This is a genomic window from Burkholderia sp. FW306-1C-G01B, assembly GCF_058781685.1.
Window position 1 is genome coordinate 161,739 of sequence record NZ_JBYSWZ010000009.1, and the last position, 20,106, is coordinate 181,844.

Below are 20,106 nucleotides of genomic sequence, written 5' to 3' on the forward strand. Positions count from 1 at the left end.
CTCAAAGCCACGTGCCGCCCTGCCGCTCGCTCGGCTCCTCGGCGAGCGCGTCGAAATCGTGGATCCAGTCCAGGTGATGCAGCACGCTGTCGCGTTCGGCCAGACGCGCGTTGCGCGCCTGCGCGGCCGGCCCGTCGGGCAGGTGCAGCACGTCGGCCGCGGAAATCGACGCGTACTGCACCTTGCGCGTACGGCCGCGACGCAGGCGCTCGTACGCTTCCTGCGCTTCGCGCCAGTTGCCCGGGCCGGCCTTCGCCAGTTGCGCCGCCAATACCACCGCATCCTCGATCGACTGGTTCGCGCCCTGCCCGTGATGCGGCACCAGCGCGTGCGCGGCGTCGCCGATCAGCGTCACGCGCCCGCGGCTCCAGCGGCCGAGCGGCGGGCGATGGAACAGCCCCCAGCGCTGGCTGACCGGCACGGCGGTAATCATCTGCACCACCGCCGGATGCCAGCTCCTGAACACGCGCAGTTGCTCGCCCTCTTCCGCCGGCATGACCCAGTCGCGCGACGGCCACGGCGACGGATGACGCTCGACCAGCAGGAAATTCTGGTCGCCGTCGTCGCCGATCGGATAGTGCAGCAGATGCCCGTGCGGCCCGACCCAGAACTGGATCGTGTCGGGATCGGGCAGCAGGTCCATGCGCGCGGCCGGCACCACGCCGCGAAAGCCCGAGCAGCCCGAATACAGCGCATCGTCATAACCGAGCATCCAGCGCCGCGTGATCGAGCGCGCGCCGTCCGCGCCGATCACGAGATCGGCTTCGACGCGCTCGCCGTTGTCGAACGCGAGCGTGACGCGATCGGCGTGCTGCGCGAGATCGACGAGCCGATGGCCGAGATGGATGCAGTCGAGACCGACCGCCTTCGACAGCACGGCCTGCAGATCCGCGCGATGCACGCCCCAGTACGCGCCGCCGAATTGCCGGCGATAGTCGGGTTCGCCGCGATGATGGCCGATCACCGCGCCGCTGCGCCCGTCGCGATAGACGAGGCCCGGGATGTCCGCACACACCGCGTCGAAGGCCGCACGCAAGCCCATGCGCTCATAGAAGCGCGTCGCATTGGCCGATAGCGCGACGGCCGCGCCGACTTCGCGCAGCGCGTCGGTCTGCTCGTAGAGTTGCGCGTCGATGCCGTGCTCGCGCAGCGCGAGCGCGAGCGTCAGGCCGCCGATGCCGGCGCCGACGATCGCGATCTTCAGGTTCGTCTGCATGATGAAGGTGTCTCCGATATTCAGATGTAGGGTCTGCGGGCTGCGCAGCGGTCATGTCGAATGCATGCGCCGTATCGGTAGTTTCAGGAGTGGACATTCATCCCGCAATAAAATGAAATGAATCTGCTTCATCACCGAATGCAATGAGCCGGGAAATGCGAAACCCATGGAACTGAGCGAGATCGACCTGAACCTGCTGCTGCTTTTCCAGCGGCTGATGCAGGAGCGGCGCGTGTCGAGCGTCGCCGAGCAGATGAACATGAGCCAGCCGGGCGTCAGCAACGCGCTCGCGAAGCTGCGCCGCCGGCTCGGCGATCCGCTGTTCGTGCGCGGGCCGGGCGGCGTGGTGCCGACGCCGTTCGCGCTGCGTCTGGCGGAACCCGTGTCGCACGCGCTCGCGACGCTGCACGCCGCGCTCAATCCCGAGACCGGTTTCGATCCGCTGCGCGCCACGCGCACGCTGACGATCGGCATGACCGATATCGGCGAAGTCGTGTTCCTGCCCGCGCTGATCGAACGGCTGTCGCAAGCAGCGCCGGGCATCGCGCTCAATACCGTGCGCAACACGAGCGTCAACCTGAGCGACGAAATGGCCGACGGCCGCGTCGATCTCGCGATCGGCCTGCTGCCGCAACTCAAGGGCGGGTTCTATCAGCGCCGGCTGTTCGATCAGCGTTATGTGTGCCTGTTCCGGCATGGGCATCCGCTCGCGGATGCGCCGTTGACGGTCGAGGCATGGCGCGACGCCGAGCACCTGGTCGTGGTGTCGGCCGGCACCGGCCACGGGCAGGTGGACGAATGGCTGAAGCGGCGCCGCGTGAAGCGCCGGGTGCGGCTGACGGTGCCGCATTTCATGAGCGTGGGCTACATCCTGCAGCGCACCGACCTGATCGCGACCGTGCCGGAACATCTCGCGCTGCAGCTCGCCGCGCCGTTTTCGCTCGGCTGGCGCGCGTTGCCCGTCACGCTGCCCGGTGCGCCAATTCATATGCTCTGGCATACGCGGGTCAATCAGGACGAAGGGAACCGGTGGCTGCGCGGCGTGGTGGTCGATCTGTTCGCGGAGACGGGTGCGCGGGCGCGCAAGGCCTCGGCCGGGCGGAAGAAATAGTCGCGGTTATCGCGCAATCGAGCGGGCGGTACGATGTCGCTTGAGCTTGCTCCGGGCGCATTTCGAATGCCTTGACCGGGTGGCGAAGACATCGACCGCTCGCCCCTCTTTCCCAATTCAACCCGCAGGAAATCAAGCCATGTCTGTCACGAAGAAATTCGCAGCCGTCACGGGCGCCGGATCCGGCATCGGTCGTGCGGCGGCCGTCGCGCTCGCCCACGCGGGATTCACCGTCGCGCTGCTCGGGCGCAACGAAGCATCGTTGCGCGAAACGCAGGACGCGATCCGCGCCGCCGACGGCGACGCGCACGTGTTTCCCGCCGACGTCACCGACGAAGCGTCGGTCGACCGCGCGTTTGCGCAAATCGCGCAGCAGTTCGGCCGGCTGGACGTGCTGTTCAACAATGCCGGACGCAACGCCCCGCCCGTTTCACTCGGCGAATACGAATTCGACGTGTGGAACGGCGTCGTCGCGACGAACCTGACCGGCGTCTTTCTGTGCGCGCGGGCCGCATGGCGCCTGATGAAAGCGCAGACGCCGCAGGGCGGCCGGATCATCAACAACGGCTCGATCTCGGCGCACGCGCCGCGCCCCGACACGATCGCGTACACGGCCACCAAGCATGCGGTGACGGGCATCACCAAGTCGCTGGCGCTGGACGGCCGTGCGTACAACATCGCGTGCGGCCAGATCGACATCGGCAACGCAGCGACGTCGCTCACGGAACGGATGACGCAAGGGGTCCCGCAGGCGGACGGCAGCCTGGCGCCCGAGGCGCGCATGGACGTCACGCATGTCGCGAATGCGGTCGTCCAGATGGCGAATCTGCCGCTGGACACGAACATCCTGAACATGACGATCATGGCGACCGCGATGCCGTTCGTCGGTCGCGGATAAACACGCGCTGCGGCCTGCGCCGGAAGGTATTGCCCAGGACCTGGCTCGCTGCCTTCCGGCGGTCGACGCGCCCCGTCGCTCAGGCCGGTGCCTGAGCAAGCGCGTTGTTCTCGTCGCACCGGCCGCATGCGTAGGTGGCGCCGTCGCCGGACGGCGCGACGCTGCTCGTCGTGCTGACGCCGCCGCGCCACACGCCGCCGAAACCTGTATCGCCCTGGTTCAGCATGGTGGCCGCCGGATCCCACGCCCTTCATGTCCCGTCAATCCGTCCTGGCTTTCTTGCCGATCGACGCACGCTTGCATATGGCGAACCGACTGCGGTCCTTGCCCCGGATCCAGAGCGGCGCGTTACCGCGCCCGCGGCGGCAACGTTAGCCACGTGAACGCACTCGGCGGCGAAAGCATCGGCGAGTTTCGACGCCGAAGGCCGACCGAATCGACGCTTCCAGTACCAAGCGGGAATGCAAGCGTGGACGGCTGCTCGTATCAAGTTTGCAGTGCAATTGATTCGATTCGATCGGGCTGTGCTGGACAGGGCGGGCGAAAAGATGCTCTTGTCTGGACGTACCTTGACCCCCGATTATTTACGTCTCGGCCTGGATCAGGAACGTCGCTCGATCGCGACCGGCAATCCAACGAGGTTCCCGCCCGCGCCCGCTCCAGACGGCGCCGGAGACGGGATCACGGTACTTTGCGGCAGCCGGGCCACGCCGCCGACGTAGCTTGTACCGAATACCGTCGAAAATGTCTTCTGGCTTCAAATCGAAGTCGGCGATCAATTTCTGAATTTCTTTTATCGCACTCTGCAATTCTGTCTTGCGTGCAAGTTCAGCTTGAGTTTGCAGTGCTTGGATCTTGGCTTTCAGGTCCAGGTAGGTTTGCATGTCGTTTCCTCGGCAATGTGAGAATCGTGAATCTGGAAAGCTTGCGCACGCATCGACCCAATCTGTTTCGCAATGCATAATATTTAGCTTTGAATGTCCGCGATGCCGCGTGGAATAAAAAGCGCGATCGAGAGGGGAAATCGCGAGCCGCCTGTGCCGGGAGGTAATGAATCGCCGAACACAGGCGGAGCCGACGACCGGGGCTAGTCGATCCTGCGCGGAAGACTCGAGCGACTGACTGCCCGACGGCCCTCGGGCGTGCCGAGAGCGCAACCGCCACGGACACGAGATTCGGATGCCGTTGTCGATATCTTCGTCCGGAACGTGAGCAAGGACACGGCCGTCGTGCGCCGAGTTTCGTTCAGACGACGATTTCGCTTCCGCGGCGGACTGTCAAACCGGCGCACTGGACTGCGAACGGCTACCGCGCCCGCCGTACATGCGCACAGTGGTGGTGCGCTTATGCAAGCTGGCTCGGGATGCCGATGCTGTCGTGATCTACGTTCAGCCATGATGGTCTCTTGGTATGTACCCCAAGGCCAGGCCGCAGGCGCCGCTCATTGATTGCCCTTCAGCTTCAGCCAGACCTTGTTGCGTAGTTGAAGTGCCGCAGGCGAGCACATCTTGTACGGCTTGAGGCGATCCTTGTATTGCTCGGGTGTCTTGGTCGCGGGGTTGTTCAGCAGCGCAGGATCGATGTAGCGCTCCGATCCGACGATCTCGTTGCTGTACCGAATCGCGTTCGTCACCAGTGCAATGTTCTCGGGCCGCATCATCCAGTCGACGAACTTGTAGGCCGATTCGACGTTCCGCGCTTTTGCCGGGATAAGCAGACTATCCATGAACAGCCGGACGCCCTCTTTCGGATACACGAACCGGATGGTCGGCAGACGATCCTGCGCGCGCGCAGCGGCACCGTTCCAGACGTGCTGAACGGTGATTTGCCTGGACGCGAGACGGTCGATCGTGCCGTCGTTGCTGTAGGTCTTCACGAAGGGCTTCTGCTTCTGCAGGACGTCAAGCACGCGCTTCGCATCCTCGGGACGTTCGGTACATTCGTCCTGCCCCAGATACCAGCTCGCGGCCATGTACAGTTCCTCCTCGACGTCCAGATCGCCGATCTGGCCGCGCAGCGCCTCGGGCGGCTCGAAAAAGGATTTCCAGCTATCGTCGAGCCGGCCACCCGGCACGCGCGCGCTGTCGTATGCAAACCCGGTCAGGACGACCGTAAAGGGCATCGCATAGTCCCGCTGAGGATCGAATGCCGGATGACGGTATTCAGGCTTGATGTTTGCGATATTCGGCAACTTGCTCTTGTCGAGCTTGAGCAACAGGCCGGATTTCGCGAGCACCGGGACGTAGTAGTCGCCGGCCACCACGACGTCGTAGCCTCCTCCCCCCGCCTGCAGTTTCTGGGTCAGTGCGGCATCGCTTGCATAGGTGTCGAGCGTCGTCTCGATACCGGTATCTGCCTGGAACTTCTTGAGCAAGGTCACGGGCAGGATGCCCGGCCAGCTTCCGATATGAAGCTCGGCGGCCTGCGTCGTCACAGCGGCGAGGAGCAACATCGCCCCGATTGTTTTTTTCATACTGTTCCTATTGCTTGGAGATTTGCATGGTGTATCTCGGACTGCTTGGGCGTGGATCTTCTTTTGCCTCGTGCACCGATGACCCAGACCGCCATCAGTTGCACCGACGAAAGGCCGATGACGACGGTCGAGACAGCGCTGACCTTTGGGGTGATCCCGATCTTCATCGCACTGAAGATGTACATCGGCAATGTGGTCATGCCGGCGCCAGCGAGAAAGTAACTGGTGACGTAATCATTCATCGACGCGACGAACGACAGCAGCGCCCCTGCGACGATGCCGGGCAGCGCCAAAGGCACGGTGATTTGCCGAAATGCGGCCCAGGGTGTGGCTGACAGGTCCGCAGCAGCCTCGAGCAGCGTGCGATCGATCGTCTTGAGTCTGGCTTTGATCGGAAGGTAAGCAAGCGGCACGCTGAAGACCACATGCGCAAACAGGACGACGCCGAATCCGAGCTCGGTCTTGAACATCGAGAACAGCATCATCGTCGCGATCGCCAGCACGATTTCAGGTATGACAAGCGGAAGCGCGACGAGAAGTCCCGCCCGGTCGAACCCGTGCCGATCACTTCTCGACCACCAGGCAGCCGCCGCGCTCGTCGCAAGCACGGTGGAAAGCACCATCGACATCAACGCCAGAACGAGCGAGTTCTTCGCGGCACGGACCAGCGTCGGATCGGACCACGCCTCCTCGTAGCCGCGGATACCGAACCCGTCCCAGACGAGCGCGGACGGGCCGACGTTGAAGCTCATCCCTATCACGATCAGCATCGGCAAATAGAGGAACAACAGCACCGCGATCGCGATCGCCGCGGCCAACGGAAACCGGCGCAGTTCAGGCGAATTCATGAACGCGCTCCTGTCGTTGAAAGAGCGCGCCCAGCCGGGGCATGAGCATCGCCAGAAGCACAATCGCGAGCAACGCAAACGACATGGCGGCGCCCAAAGGCCAATCCCGGCCGCCGGCAAACTGGAAATCGATCAAGTTGCCGATCATGAACGCGTGATTGCCGCCAAGCAGCCCGGGGATCGTATAGGAACCCAGCGCAGGGACAAAGACGAGCCCTACGCCCGCCATGATGCCCGGGCGGCAGCACGGCACAACCACATGGACCAGTGCGGCCGGCTTGTGTGCCCCCAGGTCGTAGGCCGCTTCGACCAGCCGCCAGTCGAGATCGTCGAGCGCGGCAAAGATCGGCAGGACCATGAATGGCGTGAACGCATAGACGAGGCCGATCAAGGTCGCGAGATCGGTGTAGAGCAAGCCGAGCGGGCCGTGCATGATGCCGGCTCCGATCAAGATCCGATTCACCAGGCCGTTGTCTGCGATGACGATGATCCACCCGTACATCTGGACGACGACGCAGGTCCAGAACGGGATCGTGATCAGGATCAGCAACGCGGCTTTCCACTTCCGAGGGCGCGTCGCCATGAAAAGCGCCGTCGGGAAGCCGATCAGCAGACACCCCGCGGTGGTCAGCAGGGCCATGGTCATCGACCGGCCGAAAATGGCGAGATAGCCCCGCTGAAGGACAAGCGAACCGTCAAAGTCCCGATCGAAGACGACCCGCTCGTACGCCCGGGCAGTGAAGTCGCCCCACGCGACGCCGCCGAAGTCGAGCGGCGCGCTGAGCGAGACCACTGCCAGGATGATCATGGGAAGAACCACACCCGCGACCATGACGAGCACCGCCGGGTTATACATCTTCCGCCATGATTTCAGCTTCGGCAGGTGGACCATAGGGACTTGACGCACTACCCATTACCTCAATTAGGCCGATTCGATTGGCAGGAAGCGTATCAAATAGATCGCTCCATTTATAGGGGTTGCCCGTGCCGTTCGCGCCAATGTGTTACCCGTCAGCGCCAATGACATTATAAGTTTGGCGAACGGTATTTTATATTGGATTATTTCGCCAACAGAAATTCTCGTACTCGTGCAATTTAGATCGATGCAGGAACATTAAAGCGTTGACCAATCGTCAGGTCGCCGGGAACGGTCACCGGGTACTGCGCCGCACGCCGGCGCCCGATGGGCGCCGCATGTGGCGCCATGCGGCTTCGCCGGTGGATCGGCCAACCCCAGTCCGCCGCGGCACACGTGGCAGCTATCCGGCTTCCGCGGCATGATCGTTGGCGGATTTGTAAAAATCGTGAGATAGTTGCCCAATTCGCACCACGCATATTTCATATAACGAGATGACAGGCGATAACGAATATGGCCATTGCTGATAAGCTGGAATACCGCCGAATGACCGAGCGCGACATCGGCGCTTTTTATGACGTTCGATTCTCCGTGAGCGAGAATAGAATCCATCCCCACCAGGTTCACCTGCTCAACCGCAACCTCCTGATCGAGAAAATCAGGCAGGGAGGCGGCTGGATTTGTGAATGTCGTGATGAGGTGGTCGGGATCTGTCTGCCGGTCATCACCGAAAAGCCGTTCATCACCGCCTTGTTTGTGAATCCGTCGTTCCATGGCGCCGGCATCGGCCGGGAGCTGCTCGACCGCGCGCTGACATGGTTGAAGGAAAAGGGAGTGGCGCAAGTCACGCTCGTGACCGATCCGGGCTCGCGAGCCGATGGCTTCTACCAGCGTCTCGGGTGGAAGCGCGGCGAACTGGACGAGTATGGATGCCAGGTCGTGTTTACGAAGTCGCTAGGAGTCGAATGAAGCCGGTAGCCGACATGAGTCACCGCACTGCCGCGCAACGGCCGGCGCCGCTTCACACCATCTTCATCACGATCGACTTCATGAAGCGTATGGGGGTTCCCGTCGACGTCTTGCTGAGAGGCGCGGGCATTTCTCCGTCGGACGTCGAGCGACCCAACGCAATGGTGACGCATGCGCAGGAAATGGTGCTGTTTGCGAATGCACTCGAGGCGACCGGCAACACCGCGATCGGGCTTCATATCGGAAACGCGATCCCGGTGACATCGTACGGCCTGCGCGCCCACGCCATGCTGGTGAGCCCGACGTTGGGCGACGCGCTGCGCCTGGGCTTCGAGCATCCGTTGCTGGGGATCAGCTATTTCAGAATGAGGATAACGACAACGGGCGACGTGGCCAGAATTACGGTTGGCGGCTATACCTATCGCACGGATCTCCTGGTTTTGAATACCGACATGGTTTTCACCGCCATTCGCCGGGAGATGCGTGATTTGATCGGGCAATATCCGGAATTCCTGAGGATAGGATTTGCCTATCCGGAACCGCCGCACGCGGAATCTTACGGAGCCTATTTCAACTGTCCAATCGAATTCAATTCTCGCGAAAGTTTTCTCGAGTTCGATCGATCGACACTTGAAATCGCGCTGCCGCTCGCACACCCGATAGAATTCGAATTGGCTAAAAAGGCGTGCGCAAAGCGCGAATTCGAACTTGCGCACTGGGTCCCGTCGGACCTCATCGGACGACTGCTTGGCCTGATGTACGACAACCCCGCGTGTCAAGACATCGCCGAGTTTTCCAGAGAGCTCGGACTTTCGCTGCGCAGTTTGCAGCGGAAACTCCAGGAGATGGGGACGTCGTTCAGTGCCATGCACAACCTTGTACGTCAAGATCTGACATCGCAATATCTGGCCAAAAAGGAATATTCGGTCAAGGAGATCGCGGCGCGATTGGGATACAAAAGTACATCCGCATTCAGCCGAGCGATGAAGCGTTGGTCGAAAGAAGCGACCGAATGAAAAAATAGGCCAGGACTGCCCGTATGAACATGGCCAGCCTCTACTCCGCCGAACTCCAGAGGCGTCAACGCAAATTTGCCACGATCCGCGACAAGCCGGAAATTGTCGGGTACTCGAAGATGTGAAAGAGTTCGATGCGCGGCCACCGGTCGGCCAGCGACAGATGAAACGAAACCGCGTGCATCGACGTGAGGCCATGCGCGAAGAAGTTATCGTGCTCGCCGAGCCGGCTCACGTTCAGGTAGGGTGAGAGCAGGACGGTCAGCATGTGTTCGGGGCTATCGGGTGCCGCGTTCCGTTTGACGGGAAGCGGCATGGGTTGCGGAGGCGGCAGGCTCGCAAGCGCTTTCCGATCGAGCTTGCCGGAGCCGTTGCGCGGGAGCGTGTCGATCACGGTCAGCTCGCGCGGCCACAGATACTTGGGCAAACATTGGCGCAGATGCGCGTGCGCCAGTTCCACCGGATCCGCGATGACATGGCGCGGATCGAGCGTGATGAATGCGGACAGGCTGTCGATCTCGCCCTGGTCGCGCGTGTGGATCGCCGCCGCCTCGCTGATGAACGGCAGCGCCTCCAGCGTGTCGCCGATCTCCTGCAGGTCGACCCGATGCCCGTTGATCTTCACGAAGTCGCCGACGCGCGAGACGAAATTCAGGCATCCCTCCCGATCGACGAAGCCGACGTCGCCGGTGTCGTAACGGATCGTGCGGCCGTCGGCGCTCGCGATGAACTTCTCCGCCGTGAGCGCGGCGTTGCCCAGATAGCCGAGCGCGACCGCGTCCCCCCCGATCAGGATGCGTCCCTCCACGCCAAGCGGCACCTCCGAGCCATGTTCGTCGACGACCAGCACATGCGTGTTCTGGATCGGCAGCCCAATGCGCCGTTCACCGGGCCGATCGATCCGTTGACAGGTCGACCACACGGTGGTTTCGGTCGGACCGTACATGTTGTACGGCCGCGCCGCACGCGCGTGGATTTCGGCCGAGAGCGCCTGGCCGAGCGGCTCGCCGCCGACCAGCAGGCGGTCGAATCGGAACGATGCGCCGAGGTACGGCAACAGGCACTTCAGCAGCGACGGCGTGGACTGGTAAATCGCCGGACGGACCTGCTCCAGCAGCCGGGCCAGCAACTGCGGCGATGCCGCCCGGCCGTCATCGGCGAGGGTCAGGGTTGCGCCGTTGGCAAGCGGCAGCGCGTACTCCAGATAGAAAATGTCGAAGCCGGGCGAGGTGCTGGATAGCACGCTCGTGTCCGCATCGCATCCGAGCAGTTCGCCAAGGCAGTCGATCAGGTTCGCGCATCCCCGGGTCGTGACCCTGACCATCTTGGGTTTGCCCGTCGAGCCGGACGTGAAGATCCGGTACGCTTCGCGGCTTGCGCCTGGTGGCGGCGTGCACGTCGGCGCGGAGGAGCACGCCGCCATATCGAGTTGCGGGGTGCCGACCGGCAAATCGGCGATGAACGGATGCGGCGTGCCGGCCGTATCGTGCAGCACCGCGGTTGCTGCACTCACGTCGAGCATCTGCCTCATGCGCGGCGCCGGCGTCCGGAAGTCGATCGGGATGTAGGGCACGCCCTGACGCTGGCACGCGATCATCGCGACGATCAGCGGCACGCCGCGCGGCAGGCAGAGCAGCATGGCGTCGCTCGTTTGCCTCAGCGTGTCGAGCGACGCCGCGCATCCAAGCACTCGCTCGTGCAGTTGCCGGTAGGTCAATTGCTCGCCGCCGGCGATCAGCGCGATCCGGTCGGGGTCGCGTTGCGCTGCTTCCGAGAACCGCGCGATGAAATCCCGGTAATGCGTCTTTGTTTGACCGCTGAGCATCGGTCGGACTCCGTCATACCTGGCTGGTGAATTCGTAGGCAAGCGCGATGAACTCGCCCGTCAAGCGGCTGATATCCGTCTCGCTGTAAATCCCGGGATCGTAGTGCGCGACGAGCCGGATGCGCTCGTCCGCGTCCGCCTGGAATTGCAGGCACAGCTCGGTGTAGAGCGGCCGGTAGCGGTACGGCCCCTCCTCCCACACTTGCCCGTTCATCTCGATCCGGTAACCGGTGTTCTGGTTCTGGAACATGAACAGCATCCGGTACGGCGCGCCAGCGCGGCCCGAGGCCTGCACGATCACGTCGAGCGGTGCGTTGGCGTGTTGCATCGATTCGGCGAGACGTTCGCCGACGGCCGCCAGGATCGCGTCGTATCCGCGCGTTTCGTCGATCTCGACACCGATCGGGAGGTTCGTGATCCGGCAATCGATCTGCCCCAGTGTGTGTGCGTCGCGATTGTTCAGCGTGGTGCCGGTCAGGACCCGGCGCATGCCGGTCCGCCTTGCCACCAGCGTGTTGAACACCGCGTAGAACAGAACGAACGGCGTGATCCTGCGCACCCGGCAAACCGCCCGTACCGCGCGCAGCAGGTCGTCGGGCAGGATTGCGCACCGCTCCGCCGCGGGATACGGCAGCGGTGCGCCGGCCTCGCGCGGCGCGCGCCCCGGTGTCGAGGCGAGCGTACTGGCCGGTGTCCCCGCGAGCTGCTCGAGCCAGTACGTCGCGTCCTCGGGCCGCCAGTTCGGCGTATCCGATACCGGGACCGGCTCCGCGGTGCGCTCGCCCTTCAGCGTGCGCTCGACGCGCCGCAACAGGTTCTCCAACCCGGTGCCGTCGATCAGGAGATGCGGAAAATTGATCGCGACATGATGACGCTCGCCGTGCCGCACGTACAGCACACGCGCGGCCGGACCGCGCTCGAGATCGAAGCGCCGGCCGAAGAACGCCGTCAGGCAGCGCTCGGGATCGTCCGATTCCGCGAGCGTCACCGCCTCCGCGGTCGTCACCCGCTCGCGCCGCTCGCCCAGCATGATGCCGTCGCCCGTCCATTTCAGCGTCATCGAGAAATCGGGAAGCCCGCTCAGGATCGCGTCGAGCGCGGCGCAAAAAGCCGGCCAGTCCGGCGCGACACCCGCCGACAGGCACAGCGGCACGTTGTAATGGCTGAAGTCGCCGCGCTGCAGCTTCTCGAGCAGGTAGAAGCGTGCCTGGTAGGCGTTCAGGCGCGTACGCGGCGGTGCATCGGGCCCGTTCGACCCGGCGCGCGCGCCGACGCGCGCATTGATGCGCGCGGTCAGTAACGCGGGCGTCGGACAGTCGTAGATGTCCGTCTGCGCCAGCATCACGCCGTAACGCTCGTTGACATGTGCGATCAATTCGACGGCAGAGATCGAGTCGCCGTTCAGTTCGAAGTAGTCGCTGTCGGGGGTGACCGACGGCTCGGCGAGCACCGCCGTGTAGAGTTCGACGATCTCGTCGCACGACGCTGTTCGCGCTTCCCCCGCCCCCCGGGCGGGCGGGGCCTCGGGCCGCTCGCTCACGCCCGCAGCCGCGTTTGCGCCGCCTGCGTCCGGCACCAGCGTGTAGCGCCGTGCCGACAGTTCGGGCAGTGCCGCGTCGAACGCGCGGCACACGTCGTCCGGCGCCTGTTCGAGTATCACGTGCGCGTTCGTGCCACCGACGCCAAACGAGCTGACGCCGCAGCACGTGCGTTCGCGCAGGTCGAGCACGTTTGCGTCGGCCGAAATGCTGAATGGCGAGTCGACGAGGGCCAGCAACGGGTTCGGATTGACGAGCCCGGCTGTGCCGGGATAAACGCGATGCTTCAGCGCGAGTACCGACTTGATCATCGACACGATGCCGGACGACCAGAACAGATGGCCGATATGCCCCTTGATCGAGCCCAGCAGGATCGGTTCGGGCGTCGCGGGCGGCGGATAGGATTCGACGAACCGCCGGAGCGCACGCACCTCGATCGGATCCCCGATCGCCGTGGCCGTCGCATGGCATTCGACAAAGGCCAGTCGATCGGGCGCGACGCCCGCATCGGCATAGGTGCCCTTCAGGAGCGCCACCTGCCCGTCCACCGCCGGCGCGGCGAAGCTGACCTTGTGCGCGCCGTCGTTGTTGACGCCCACGCCGCGCACCAGCGCATGAATCCGGTCGCCGTCTCGCCGCGCCCGGCTCAACGTCTTCAGCACGACCGCGCCGCCGCCATCGGCCGGAACGGTACCGTCCGCCTCGGCATCGAACGGACGGCACACGCCCAGTCGCGAATAGATCGAGCCGGGCTCGTAGGCGTAGGCCCCGTCGAGCGGATACGTGATCGTCATGCCGCCCGCCACCACCGCGTCGCAGCGGCCGGCCCACAGCAGATGGCAGGCTTCGGCCGCCGCGACCAGCGACGACGAACAGCCGCTTTGCAGGTTGAAGGACGGCCCTTGCAGGTCGAACACGTAGCTGACGCGGGTCGCGAGAAAATCGGCACCCCGGTTGACCGTCTCCAGCAGCGCAGGTGGCGGCGCCGCGCGCCCCTGTGCGACCAGCGCCGCGAGATGGTCGTGATAGGTGCCGTTGGCCGCCTGCGACGCAACGACGCCCACCGTGCCGGGATGCGCGCCGCGCGGGTAGCCGGCATCGGCAAACGCGGCGTCGACGAGCATCAGGAACCGGCGGCACTGCGGATCCATCACCTGCGCTTCCTGTTCGCTGATGCCGTAACGGGCGGCGTCGAACAGCTCGGCGGATTCGAGCCGCCGCTCAGGCCGCCCGCCGCGAGGCGGCGCTGCGAGCAACGCCCATAATGCTTCGTAGTCGCCGGCGCCCGGCACGCAGCAGGCCATGCCGACGATGGCGATCGGCTCGCGGGTGCCCGGATTCATTTGGTGTCGTCCATGTCGGTGAAGTCGAGCACCGCGCTGTCGGCCAGCATCGGATCCAGCCGCGTGCGGATGAACGCGAGATGCAACGGATGATTCTGGTACGCGTAGCGGTCCGCCTTGCTGTCGAACGCCATCACGAAGCAATGGCTGAAGCGGCCGTTGTGCGGGTTGTCGGCGTCGTTGCGGCCGAAGTGATACGCGCGGATCGTCGGTATCCGGCTGCGCAGCCCGCCCAGCGCGCGCAGCGCATCATCCGCCTGCGACGCGCTCACGCCTTCGGCGAACGCGAACAGGATCACGTGGAAATACATAGCGCCTCCGCGAAGCGGTTGACGTGCGCGGCGACCTCCGCAAGTCGGGTGGCCTCGACGATGTCGACGTGGTGCGCGTCGATCCGCACGATCTCCGCATGCGGGCACCCGCCCCAGCCGTTGTCCGCCTTCGCCGCGTCGAATGCGCGGCGCAGCGGCCCGTCGGCGATCGGCAAGCGGCTACCGGTCGCGATGATGTTCAGGAACGGCAACGCCTGCAGCGCGGGCCTGAATGCGCGCGCCATGTCGCGCTCGACCCGGAAGACCGCGTTCAGCCGCTGCAACTGCCGTTCGTAGCGCGCCTTCCCGAAGCGCTCGACCAGCAGGCCCGCACTGTCAATGAAATACGGCAGCGCGTCGTCGTCGAACAGCGCGGCGTGGCGTTCGTGAAACACGACCGAATCGATCGCGAGCAGGCCCGCGACCGGATAGCTCGCCGCGAGCCGCGCTGCAATCAGGTTCGCCAGCATGCCGCCGAGCGACCAGCCACCGATGCAAAGCGGCACGCAGACGTCCGGCACCGCCTCCACGATCTGCGCGGCGTACAGTGCGGCCAGTTCGTCGGCGTCGCGGATCAGGTCGCCTTCGTTCGAATACAGGTTGTACGAGTCGATCGCAAGCAGCTCTATGTCGTCCGACAGATGCGCGGCCAACGGCTGGTAGATCTCGGCGCCGGAAATGCTGGCATGCACGAGGACGAGCCGCAGGCGCGGCGTCGAGCGCACCGCGCGCAGCCGCTTCACGAGCCCCCCGTCGGCGCGCGCGGGCGCCGCCAGCAATGCGGCGATGCTCCGCAACTGCTCGCCGAAGCGATCGTGCGTGTCGATCCAGTCGAGGTCGATGCCGACGTCGAACGCGTCGTTGATATCGCTCACCATCGTCAGCGCGAGCATCGAATGCCCGCCTTCGTCGACAAACGACGTCGCGTCGCTCACTTGCTTGAGCATCAGCGCAGACTTCCAGATGTCCGCCAGCGCCGGTTCGATGCCCGGCAGTGGCGGCGTCGCCGCGGCATCCATCGCGACCGCCGGCCCCGGTGCGTCGACTCGCACGCCCGGATCGATTTCACTCACGCCGAGATCGAGGATGCGCGCATCCGGGTCCGCCACGCACGGGAGGCCATCCGGCGTCGGGTCGACACCCGCACGGCCGAAACCGTCGAACCGCTGCGCAAGCTCCGCAAGATCCATCGCCGTCACACACGCGACGCACGCGCTGCCCGCGGCGCGCCGGTTCAGCGTACGGGCGACGTCGCGGAACTCGGCACCGGATTGCCGCACGGTCTCGGCAAGCTCGCGCATCATCGCGGCGACGCGTTCCGGCGTGCTGGCGCCGACGTAGACGTGCAGCGGCCCGGGCGGCGCCGCGCCGCGAGGCTCGGCGAACGCGGGCGGCGACTCGACCAGCACCGCGCAATTGGTGCCGCCGATGCCGAGCGAATTGACGATACCCGTCAACGGCCCGGTCGCTGGCGCGCGCGATTGCGGCACATAGAGAGGCCCGTTGTCGAACGAGATGCGCGGATTCAGCGCGCGATGGTTCGCGGCGGGCGCGATGCATTGGCGCCGCGCCTGCACGGCCGCGCGCAACAGACCCGCGAGGCCCGCGACCGTGTCCAGGTGGCCGATCGACGACTTCACCGACGCGACCGCCGTGGCGTTTGCGCCGCGCCGGCTGCCGGCGAACGCCTTCTGCAGCGCCGCCGCCTCGATCACGTCGCCGATGTAGGTCCCGGAGCCATGCGCCTCGACAAAGTCGATGTCGCTCGCGTCCAACCCCGCTCCCGTCAGCAGGCCGTCGAGATTCTCGGCAACCGCCACGGAGCTGGGTGACGTATAGGTCGCCTTGTGGCTGCCGTCGTTGTTGACCCGGCTGCCGCGCAGCACGGCGAGCAGCGCGTCGCCGTCGCGCCGCGCGTCGTCGAGCCGCTTCAGCACGAACACCACGCAGCCGAAGCCCGGCACCATTCCGTCCGCATCGCGGTCGAACGAGCGCACCACGCCCGATCTCGACAGGTTCATGCCGGGATGGTACGCATACCCGTCGTGCAGCGGAAACGGCAGGCTGGCGCCGCCCGCCAGCACGAGATCGCAATCGCCGAGCCTCAGCGCCTGCATCGCGGCGTGGATCACGAGCAGGCCGCTCGAGCACGCGGACTGCACGCCGTAGCTCGGGCCGCGCAGGTTCAGCACGTGCGACACGCGCAGCGATTGCTGCTCCTTGTTCGAGCCGATTTCGATCTCGAACGGATGGTATTTCGCCGCCACGTCGTGCTGGGCTCGGACCACGCTCGCATACTCGGTGTCGGATGCGGTGGAAATCACCGCGGTGCGCGCGGGCAGCGCTTTCGGGTAGTAGCCGGCCGATTCCGCCGCTTTCCAGCAGTGCTGGATGAACAGCCGCTGTTGCGGATCGATGATGACGCTGTCGCGCAGCGACAGCCCGTACAGGCGATAGTCGAACCGCGGCCAGTCCGTCATGTAGCCTGCCCGATCGACCCAACCCTCGCGAGGCGGTGCCGCGTCGTCGGGCGACGAAAACGCGTCCTCGCCGGCGAACACCAGCCGTTCGAAATCGCCGAGCGTGCCCGCGCCCGGCAACGCGAGTGACGCCCCGATCACCGCGACCCTGGCATCCGGTTGCGCGACGTGTGCCATGTCAGCGTGCCCAGGTGTTCCGATACTGGTCGTCGTCCACCATGAACCACAGCTCCTTCACCTTGTCGCCGACGAAGCGCTTCTCGACCATGATATTGATCCGGCGGCTGCGGCCACTCTCCTTCTCCGTGACGTCGCGAACCAGGCGCGCGAAGGTCCGATCGCCGCTCGCAAACACCGATTCGATCGTTGTCCTGATGTCCGAGTGCGCGGCGACGAAGTCGCGCATCGACGACTTCAGCGACTCGACGCTCAGATCCTTCCCATTGAAATGGCAGACGGCGTCGTCGTGATAATGGTTATTCACCGCGGGGCAGTTGCCGGTGTCGAACACGTCCGTATACAGCGAGCGTACGACCGCGATCATGGTGTCTTCCATACTCCCTCCTTGACGAAAGTCAGGCTGTTCCCGCTGTACGGGCTCTTGCGCAGCACGCGACGCGGCACCGCGAAAAACGGCAGCCGCCGCGCCGTGTACAGCAGTTCATCCCACGACGCGCCCGCCATCTGTTCGGCCAGCGCGTCGAACGCGAGCGGGTCCAGCGGCCGCGACGTCCAGAAGAACGTGGCGGGCGCGCCGAAATCCCATGGCATCATCTCGACCTGGTTCAGGCATGCGAGGTCGTGCAGCATCTTCTGCGCGACATGACCCATGCCCACGCGGTTGTAATTGCCGTACCGATCGAAGCGGTCCTCGCCTCGCCGGCACGCCTGCCAGACCTTCGCGACCGGCTTCGACAGATGCTCGGCCACATCGCGGAAATCGATCTCGACGTCGATCTTCCGCGCGCGCAGCACCGGCCAGTTCATCGACGCGTCGCCCCGCAGCCAGCGCCCCTGCTCGTCGAGCCAGTACTCGACGAGGGTCTGCTCGTGCGCGAGGCGCGGATAGAAATACGTGCAATACGCATAGCGGATGCGCGCGGGTATGCCCTTGTGCCGCAGCATCCCGCACGCGACCTTCGAGATGTTGACGCAGTTGCCGATGGTCTTGTGCTCGAGCGGCACGTCTTCGCGCAAATCCCGGACACCGTGCGCGGCGACCTTTCCGAGCAGGTCCTCGACCCGGTACACATCCATCTCGGCCAGTCGATGCGGCCCGATTCGGGCGGCGTTCAGGCCGCCGTGATGCTCGACCACATGGCGAGCGGCCTGAAACAGCATGTCAATGTCGTCGCCGAGCGAATCGAACAGGTACCCGTAGCGGCCCGGATCGGTATTCGGCGTGTGCCGCAGGTAGTACGCCCGCTCAGTACGCGTATCGTTCACGAATCAGCTCCTCAAGCCCGCCCAGCGACCCCGCCTCGTAGATGTCCAGGATGTCGAGATGCACGCCGAGCTGGGTTTCGATCTCGGCCTGCAGGCGCGCGATGCCGATCGAGTCGAAGCCGATGTCGAACAGGCGAGCCTGGCGGTTCGTCGCCGGCGCGCGAGTCAGCCGCGCAATCAGGCGCGCAAGCGCATCACTCCCCGCATCCCGTCCGGCCTGCTCCGCCTGTTCCGCCAGCAATGCTTCCGCGCGGCGCGCGAGCGCCCGGCCGTCGGTCTTGTCGTTGCGCGTGAGCGGCCAGTCGGCGACGAACACGATCCGCCTGGGCTTCTCCCATGCGTTCAGCACGCCGTCGAGCCGCGCGTCGGCATGACGCCAGCCGTCGCGCGTCACGCCCGCCGCGTGACACACCAGCACCAGCCCCTGCATCGTCTCCGAATGGAACGCATGAACCCGTTCGGCCAGGCCGGCCTGCACGCAGCGCCGCTCGACGCCGCCGAGATCGACGCGATGGCCATTCAGCTTCACCTGCGCGTCGCATCGTCCGATGAAATGGTAAATTCCGTGCGCATCGCGCCGGACTTCGTCGCCGGTGTCGTAGAAGCGTCCGCTGACCGCACGTTCGTGCGCGGCGAACGCAGTCCCGCCCGTCTCGCCGACGTAGCCGGCGGCCAGCCCGGCGCCCGACACCAGCAGGCGCCCCTGGCCCGCCCCGTCGAGCAGTTCGCTCGTGCCGGCGCGCCGGATCTCGCACTGCACGCCTCGCACGGGACGGCCGAGCGGCACCTCGTCGACGACGCCGCGCATTACGTCGGGCGTAAGCGCGGCGATCGTCGTGAACACCGTGTTCTCGGTCGGGCCGTAGCCGTTGAACAGCGCCGTGCCGCGCGCACCGTCGACGAAGCGGCGCGCCGCCTCGGGGTCCACCTTCTCGCCACCGACCAGCAGCGTGCGCAGCGTGGCCAGCGCGGCCCAGCGATCCGCCAGCACCAGCGTGTTGAACAGGCCGGCGGTCATCCACATCACCGAGATCCGCTCGCGGCGGATCGCCGACTGCAGCACCGCGTGATCGAGCACGTCGCGCTTGTCGAGCACGACGAGCGTGTTGCCGTTCAGCAGCGGTGTGAAGATCTCGAACGTCGACGCGTCGAACGACAGCGACGAATACGCGGCGAACACGTCCTGCGGGTCGAGCGGCAGGAAGTCCGGCGCATGCAGCAGGTTGCACACCGACGCGCGGCGCACCATCACGCCTTTCGGCTGCCCGGTGGAGCCCGACGTGAACATGATCGACAGCACGCCGTCGAGCGTGCCGGTATGCACGGGCGCGCCGGCATCGAGGCCGGTCAGCCCGAGCTCGCCGGTATCGAGATCGAGCCGCTCGACCAACGCGCAGCATCGGGCGGTGCGCAGCATGCCGGAGCGCACTGTCGCGGCCGTGCCGGCGTCGATCGGCACGAACACCTTGCCGGCGTCGAGGCAGGCCAGCATGAACACGATGGCTTCCGGGTGCGGCAGGCAGAAGCCGACGACCGGGCCCGGCGCGCGCATACGCAGCGTGGCGGCGATTCGGCGCGCGCGGTCGAGCAGCGCGCCGAAGCGCAGTCGCACCGCGCCGGAGACGATCGCCTCCTTGTGCGCGTGCACGGCGCAAACATCCGAAATAAGCTCGTACATGGCGGGTCAGTCATGTGGCGGGGCGCCGCCGGAAGTCCGGCCCCGCGCCCCTGAGTCCATTCGCGCCGCGGTTCGCCGGCGCAGGTTGCATCGCTGTT

General features: G+C 65.3%; 17 protein-coding genes. 4 read left to right on the forward strand and 13 right to left on the reverse strand.

Going from position 1 to position 20,106, the window contains the following annotated elements:
- Position 1 precedes the first annotated feature (1 nt).
- On the reverse strand, positions 2-1,216 hold the full coding sequence (locus AC3WLY_RS19515) for an FAD-dependent monooxygenase (protein ID WP_492310042.1): 1,215 nt from the start codon (positions 1,214-1,216) through the stop codon (positions 2-4).
- A 166-nt stretch (positions 1,217-1,382) separates the two neighbouring features.
- On the opposite strand from AC3WLY_RS19515, the gene AC3WLY_RS19520 reads away from it, so the two are divergent.
- Both AC3WLY_RS19520 and AC3WLY_RS19525 read left to right on the forward strand, forming a co-directional pair.
- Entirely contained in the window at positions 1,383-2,327 is a 945-nt protein-coding gene (locus AC3WLY_RS19520) for a LysR family transcriptional regulator (protein ID WP_175959308.1), read from the forward strand.
- Between the two features lie 139 nt (positions 2,328-2,466).
- The gene (locus AC3WLY_RS19525; RefSeq protein WP_492310043.1) at positions 2,467-3,225 is read left to right on the forward strand and encodes an SDR family oxidoreductase; all 759 of its coding nucleotides are present in this window, start codon (positions 2,467-2,469) and stop codon (positions 3,223-3,225) included.
- A gap of 79 nt (positions 3,226-3,304) precedes the next feature.
- On the opposite strand, the gene AC3WLY_RS19530 is transcribed toward AC3WLY_RS19525, so the two are convergent.
- The 5 genes from AC3WLY_RS19530 to AC3WLY_RS19550 form a co-directional block, all read right to left on the reverse strand.
- Positions 3,305-3,451 (reverse strand): hypothetical protein, encoded by a 147-nt coding sequence (locus AC3WLY_RS19530; RefSeq protein ID WP_310137468.1) that lies wholly within the window; start codon positions 3,449-3,451, stop codon positions 3,305-3,307.
- A 358-nt stretch (positions 3,452-3,809) separates the two neighbouring features.
- Positions 3,810-4,109 (reverse strand): H-NS histone family protein, encoded by a 300-nt coding sequence (locus AC3WLY_RS19535; protein WP_175959313.1) that lies wholly within the window; start codon positions 4,107-4,109, stop codon positions 3,810-3,812.
- A gap of 557 nt (positions 4,110-4,666) precedes the next feature.
- A complete protein-coding gene (locus AC3WLY_RS19540; protein ID WP_425131008.1) occupies positions 4,667-5,698 on the reverse strand; it encodes an extracellular solute-binding protein in 1,032 nt (343 codons plus the stop codon).
- A complete protein-coding gene (locus tag AC3WLY_RS19545; RefSeq protein WP_175959315.1) occupies positions 5,695-6,546 on the reverse strand; it encodes an ABC transporter permease in 852 nt (283 codons plus the stop codon). Before AC3WLY_RS19545 ends, AC3WLY_RS19540 begins: the two co-directional genes overlap by 4 nt.
- On the reverse strand, positions 6,533-7,378 hold the full coding sequence (locus AC3WLY_RS19550; RefSeq protein ID WP_492310061.1) for an ABC transporter permease: 846 nt from the start codon (positions 7,376-7,378) through the stop codon (positions 6,533-6,535). Before AC3WLY_RS19550 ends, AC3WLY_RS19545 begins: the two co-directional genes overlap by 14 nt.
- Positions 7,379-7,915: 537 nt before the next feature.
- Between AC3WLY_RS19550 and AC3WLY_RS19555 the strand changes: the two genes are divergently transcribed.
- Together AC3WLY_RS19555 and AC3WLY_RS19560 are read left to right on the forward strand one after the other, a co-directional pair.
- A complete protein-coding gene (locus tag AC3WLY_RS19555; protein ID WP_072439028.1) occupies positions 7,916-8,371 on the forward strand; it encodes a GNAT family N-acetyltransferase in 456 nt (151 codons plus the stop codon).
- Positions 8,368-9,387, forward strand: a complete 1,020-nt coding sequence (locus tag AC3WLY_RS19560) for an AraC family transcriptional regulator (protein ID WP_492310044.1) — start codon at positions 8,368-8,370, stop codon at positions 9,385-9,387. The genes AC3WLY_RS19555 and AC3WLY_RS19560 overlap by 4 nt, the downstream gene beginning before the upstream one ends.
- Before the next feature lie 64 nt (positions 9,388-9,451).
- Here AC3WLY_RS19560 and AC3WLY_RS19565 read toward each other — a convergent pair whose 3' ends face one another.
- The 7 genes from AC3WLY_RS19565 to AC3WLY_RS19595 are packed head-to-tail and all read right to left on the reverse strand — an operon-like array spanning position 9,452 to position 19,978.
- Positions 9,452-11,212, reverse strand: coding sequence for an AMP-binding protein (locus tag AC3WLY_RS19565; RefSeq protein WP_492310045.1), 1,761 nt, complete (start codon positions 11,210-11,212; stop codon positions 9,452-9,454).
- A 13-nt stretch (positions 11,213-11,225) separates the two neighbouring features.
- Positions 11,226-14,093: a beta-ketoacyl [acyl carrier protein] synthase domain-containing protein gene (locus AC3WLY_RS19570; RefSeq protein WP_492310046.1), complete on the reverse strand. Its 2,868-nt coding sequence runs from the start codon at positions 14,091-14,093 to the stop codon at positions 11,226-11,228.
- A complete protein-coding gene (locus tag AC3WLY_RS19575; RefSeq protein WP_175959320.1) occupies positions 14,090-14,404 on the reverse strand; it encodes a Dabb family protein in 315 nt (104 codons plus the stop codon). The genes AC3WLY_RS19570 and AC3WLY_RS19575 overlap by 4 nt, the downstream gene beginning before the upstream one ends.
- Positions 14,389-17,061: a beta-ketoacyl synthase N-terminal-like domain-containing protein gene (locus AC3WLY_RS19580; protein ID WP_492310047.1), complete on the reverse strand. Its 2,673-nt coding sequence runs from the start codon at positions 17,059-17,061 to the stop codon at positions 14,389-14,391. Before AC3WLY_RS19580 ends, AC3WLY_RS19575 begins: the two co-directional genes overlap by 16 nt.
- 1 nt (position 17,062) lies before the next feature.
- Positions 17,063-17,440, reverse strand: a complete 378-nt coding sequence (locus tag AC3WLY_RS19585) for an ester cyclase (protein WP_175959322.1) — start codon at positions 17,438-17,440, stop codon at positions 17,063-17,065.
- Positions 17,425-18,330: a transglutaminase domain-containing protein gene (locus AC3WLY_RS19590; RefSeq protein ID WP_492310048.1), complete on the reverse strand. Its 906-nt coding sequence runs from the start codon at positions 18,328-18,330 to the stop codon at positions 17,425-17,427. The genes AC3WLY_RS19585 and AC3WLY_RS19590 overlap by 16 nt, the downstream gene beginning before the upstream one ends.
- The gene (locus AC3WLY_RS19595) at positions 18,311-19,978 is read right to left on the reverse strand and encodes a non-ribosomal peptide synthetase (protein ID WP_492310049.1); all 1,668 of its coding nucleotides are present in this window, start codon (positions 19,976-19,978) and stop codon (positions 18,311-18,313) included. The genes AC3WLY_RS19590 and AC3WLY_RS19595 overlap by 20 nt, the downstream gene beginning before the upstream one ends.
- Positions 19,979-20,106: the final 128 nt, after the last annotated feature.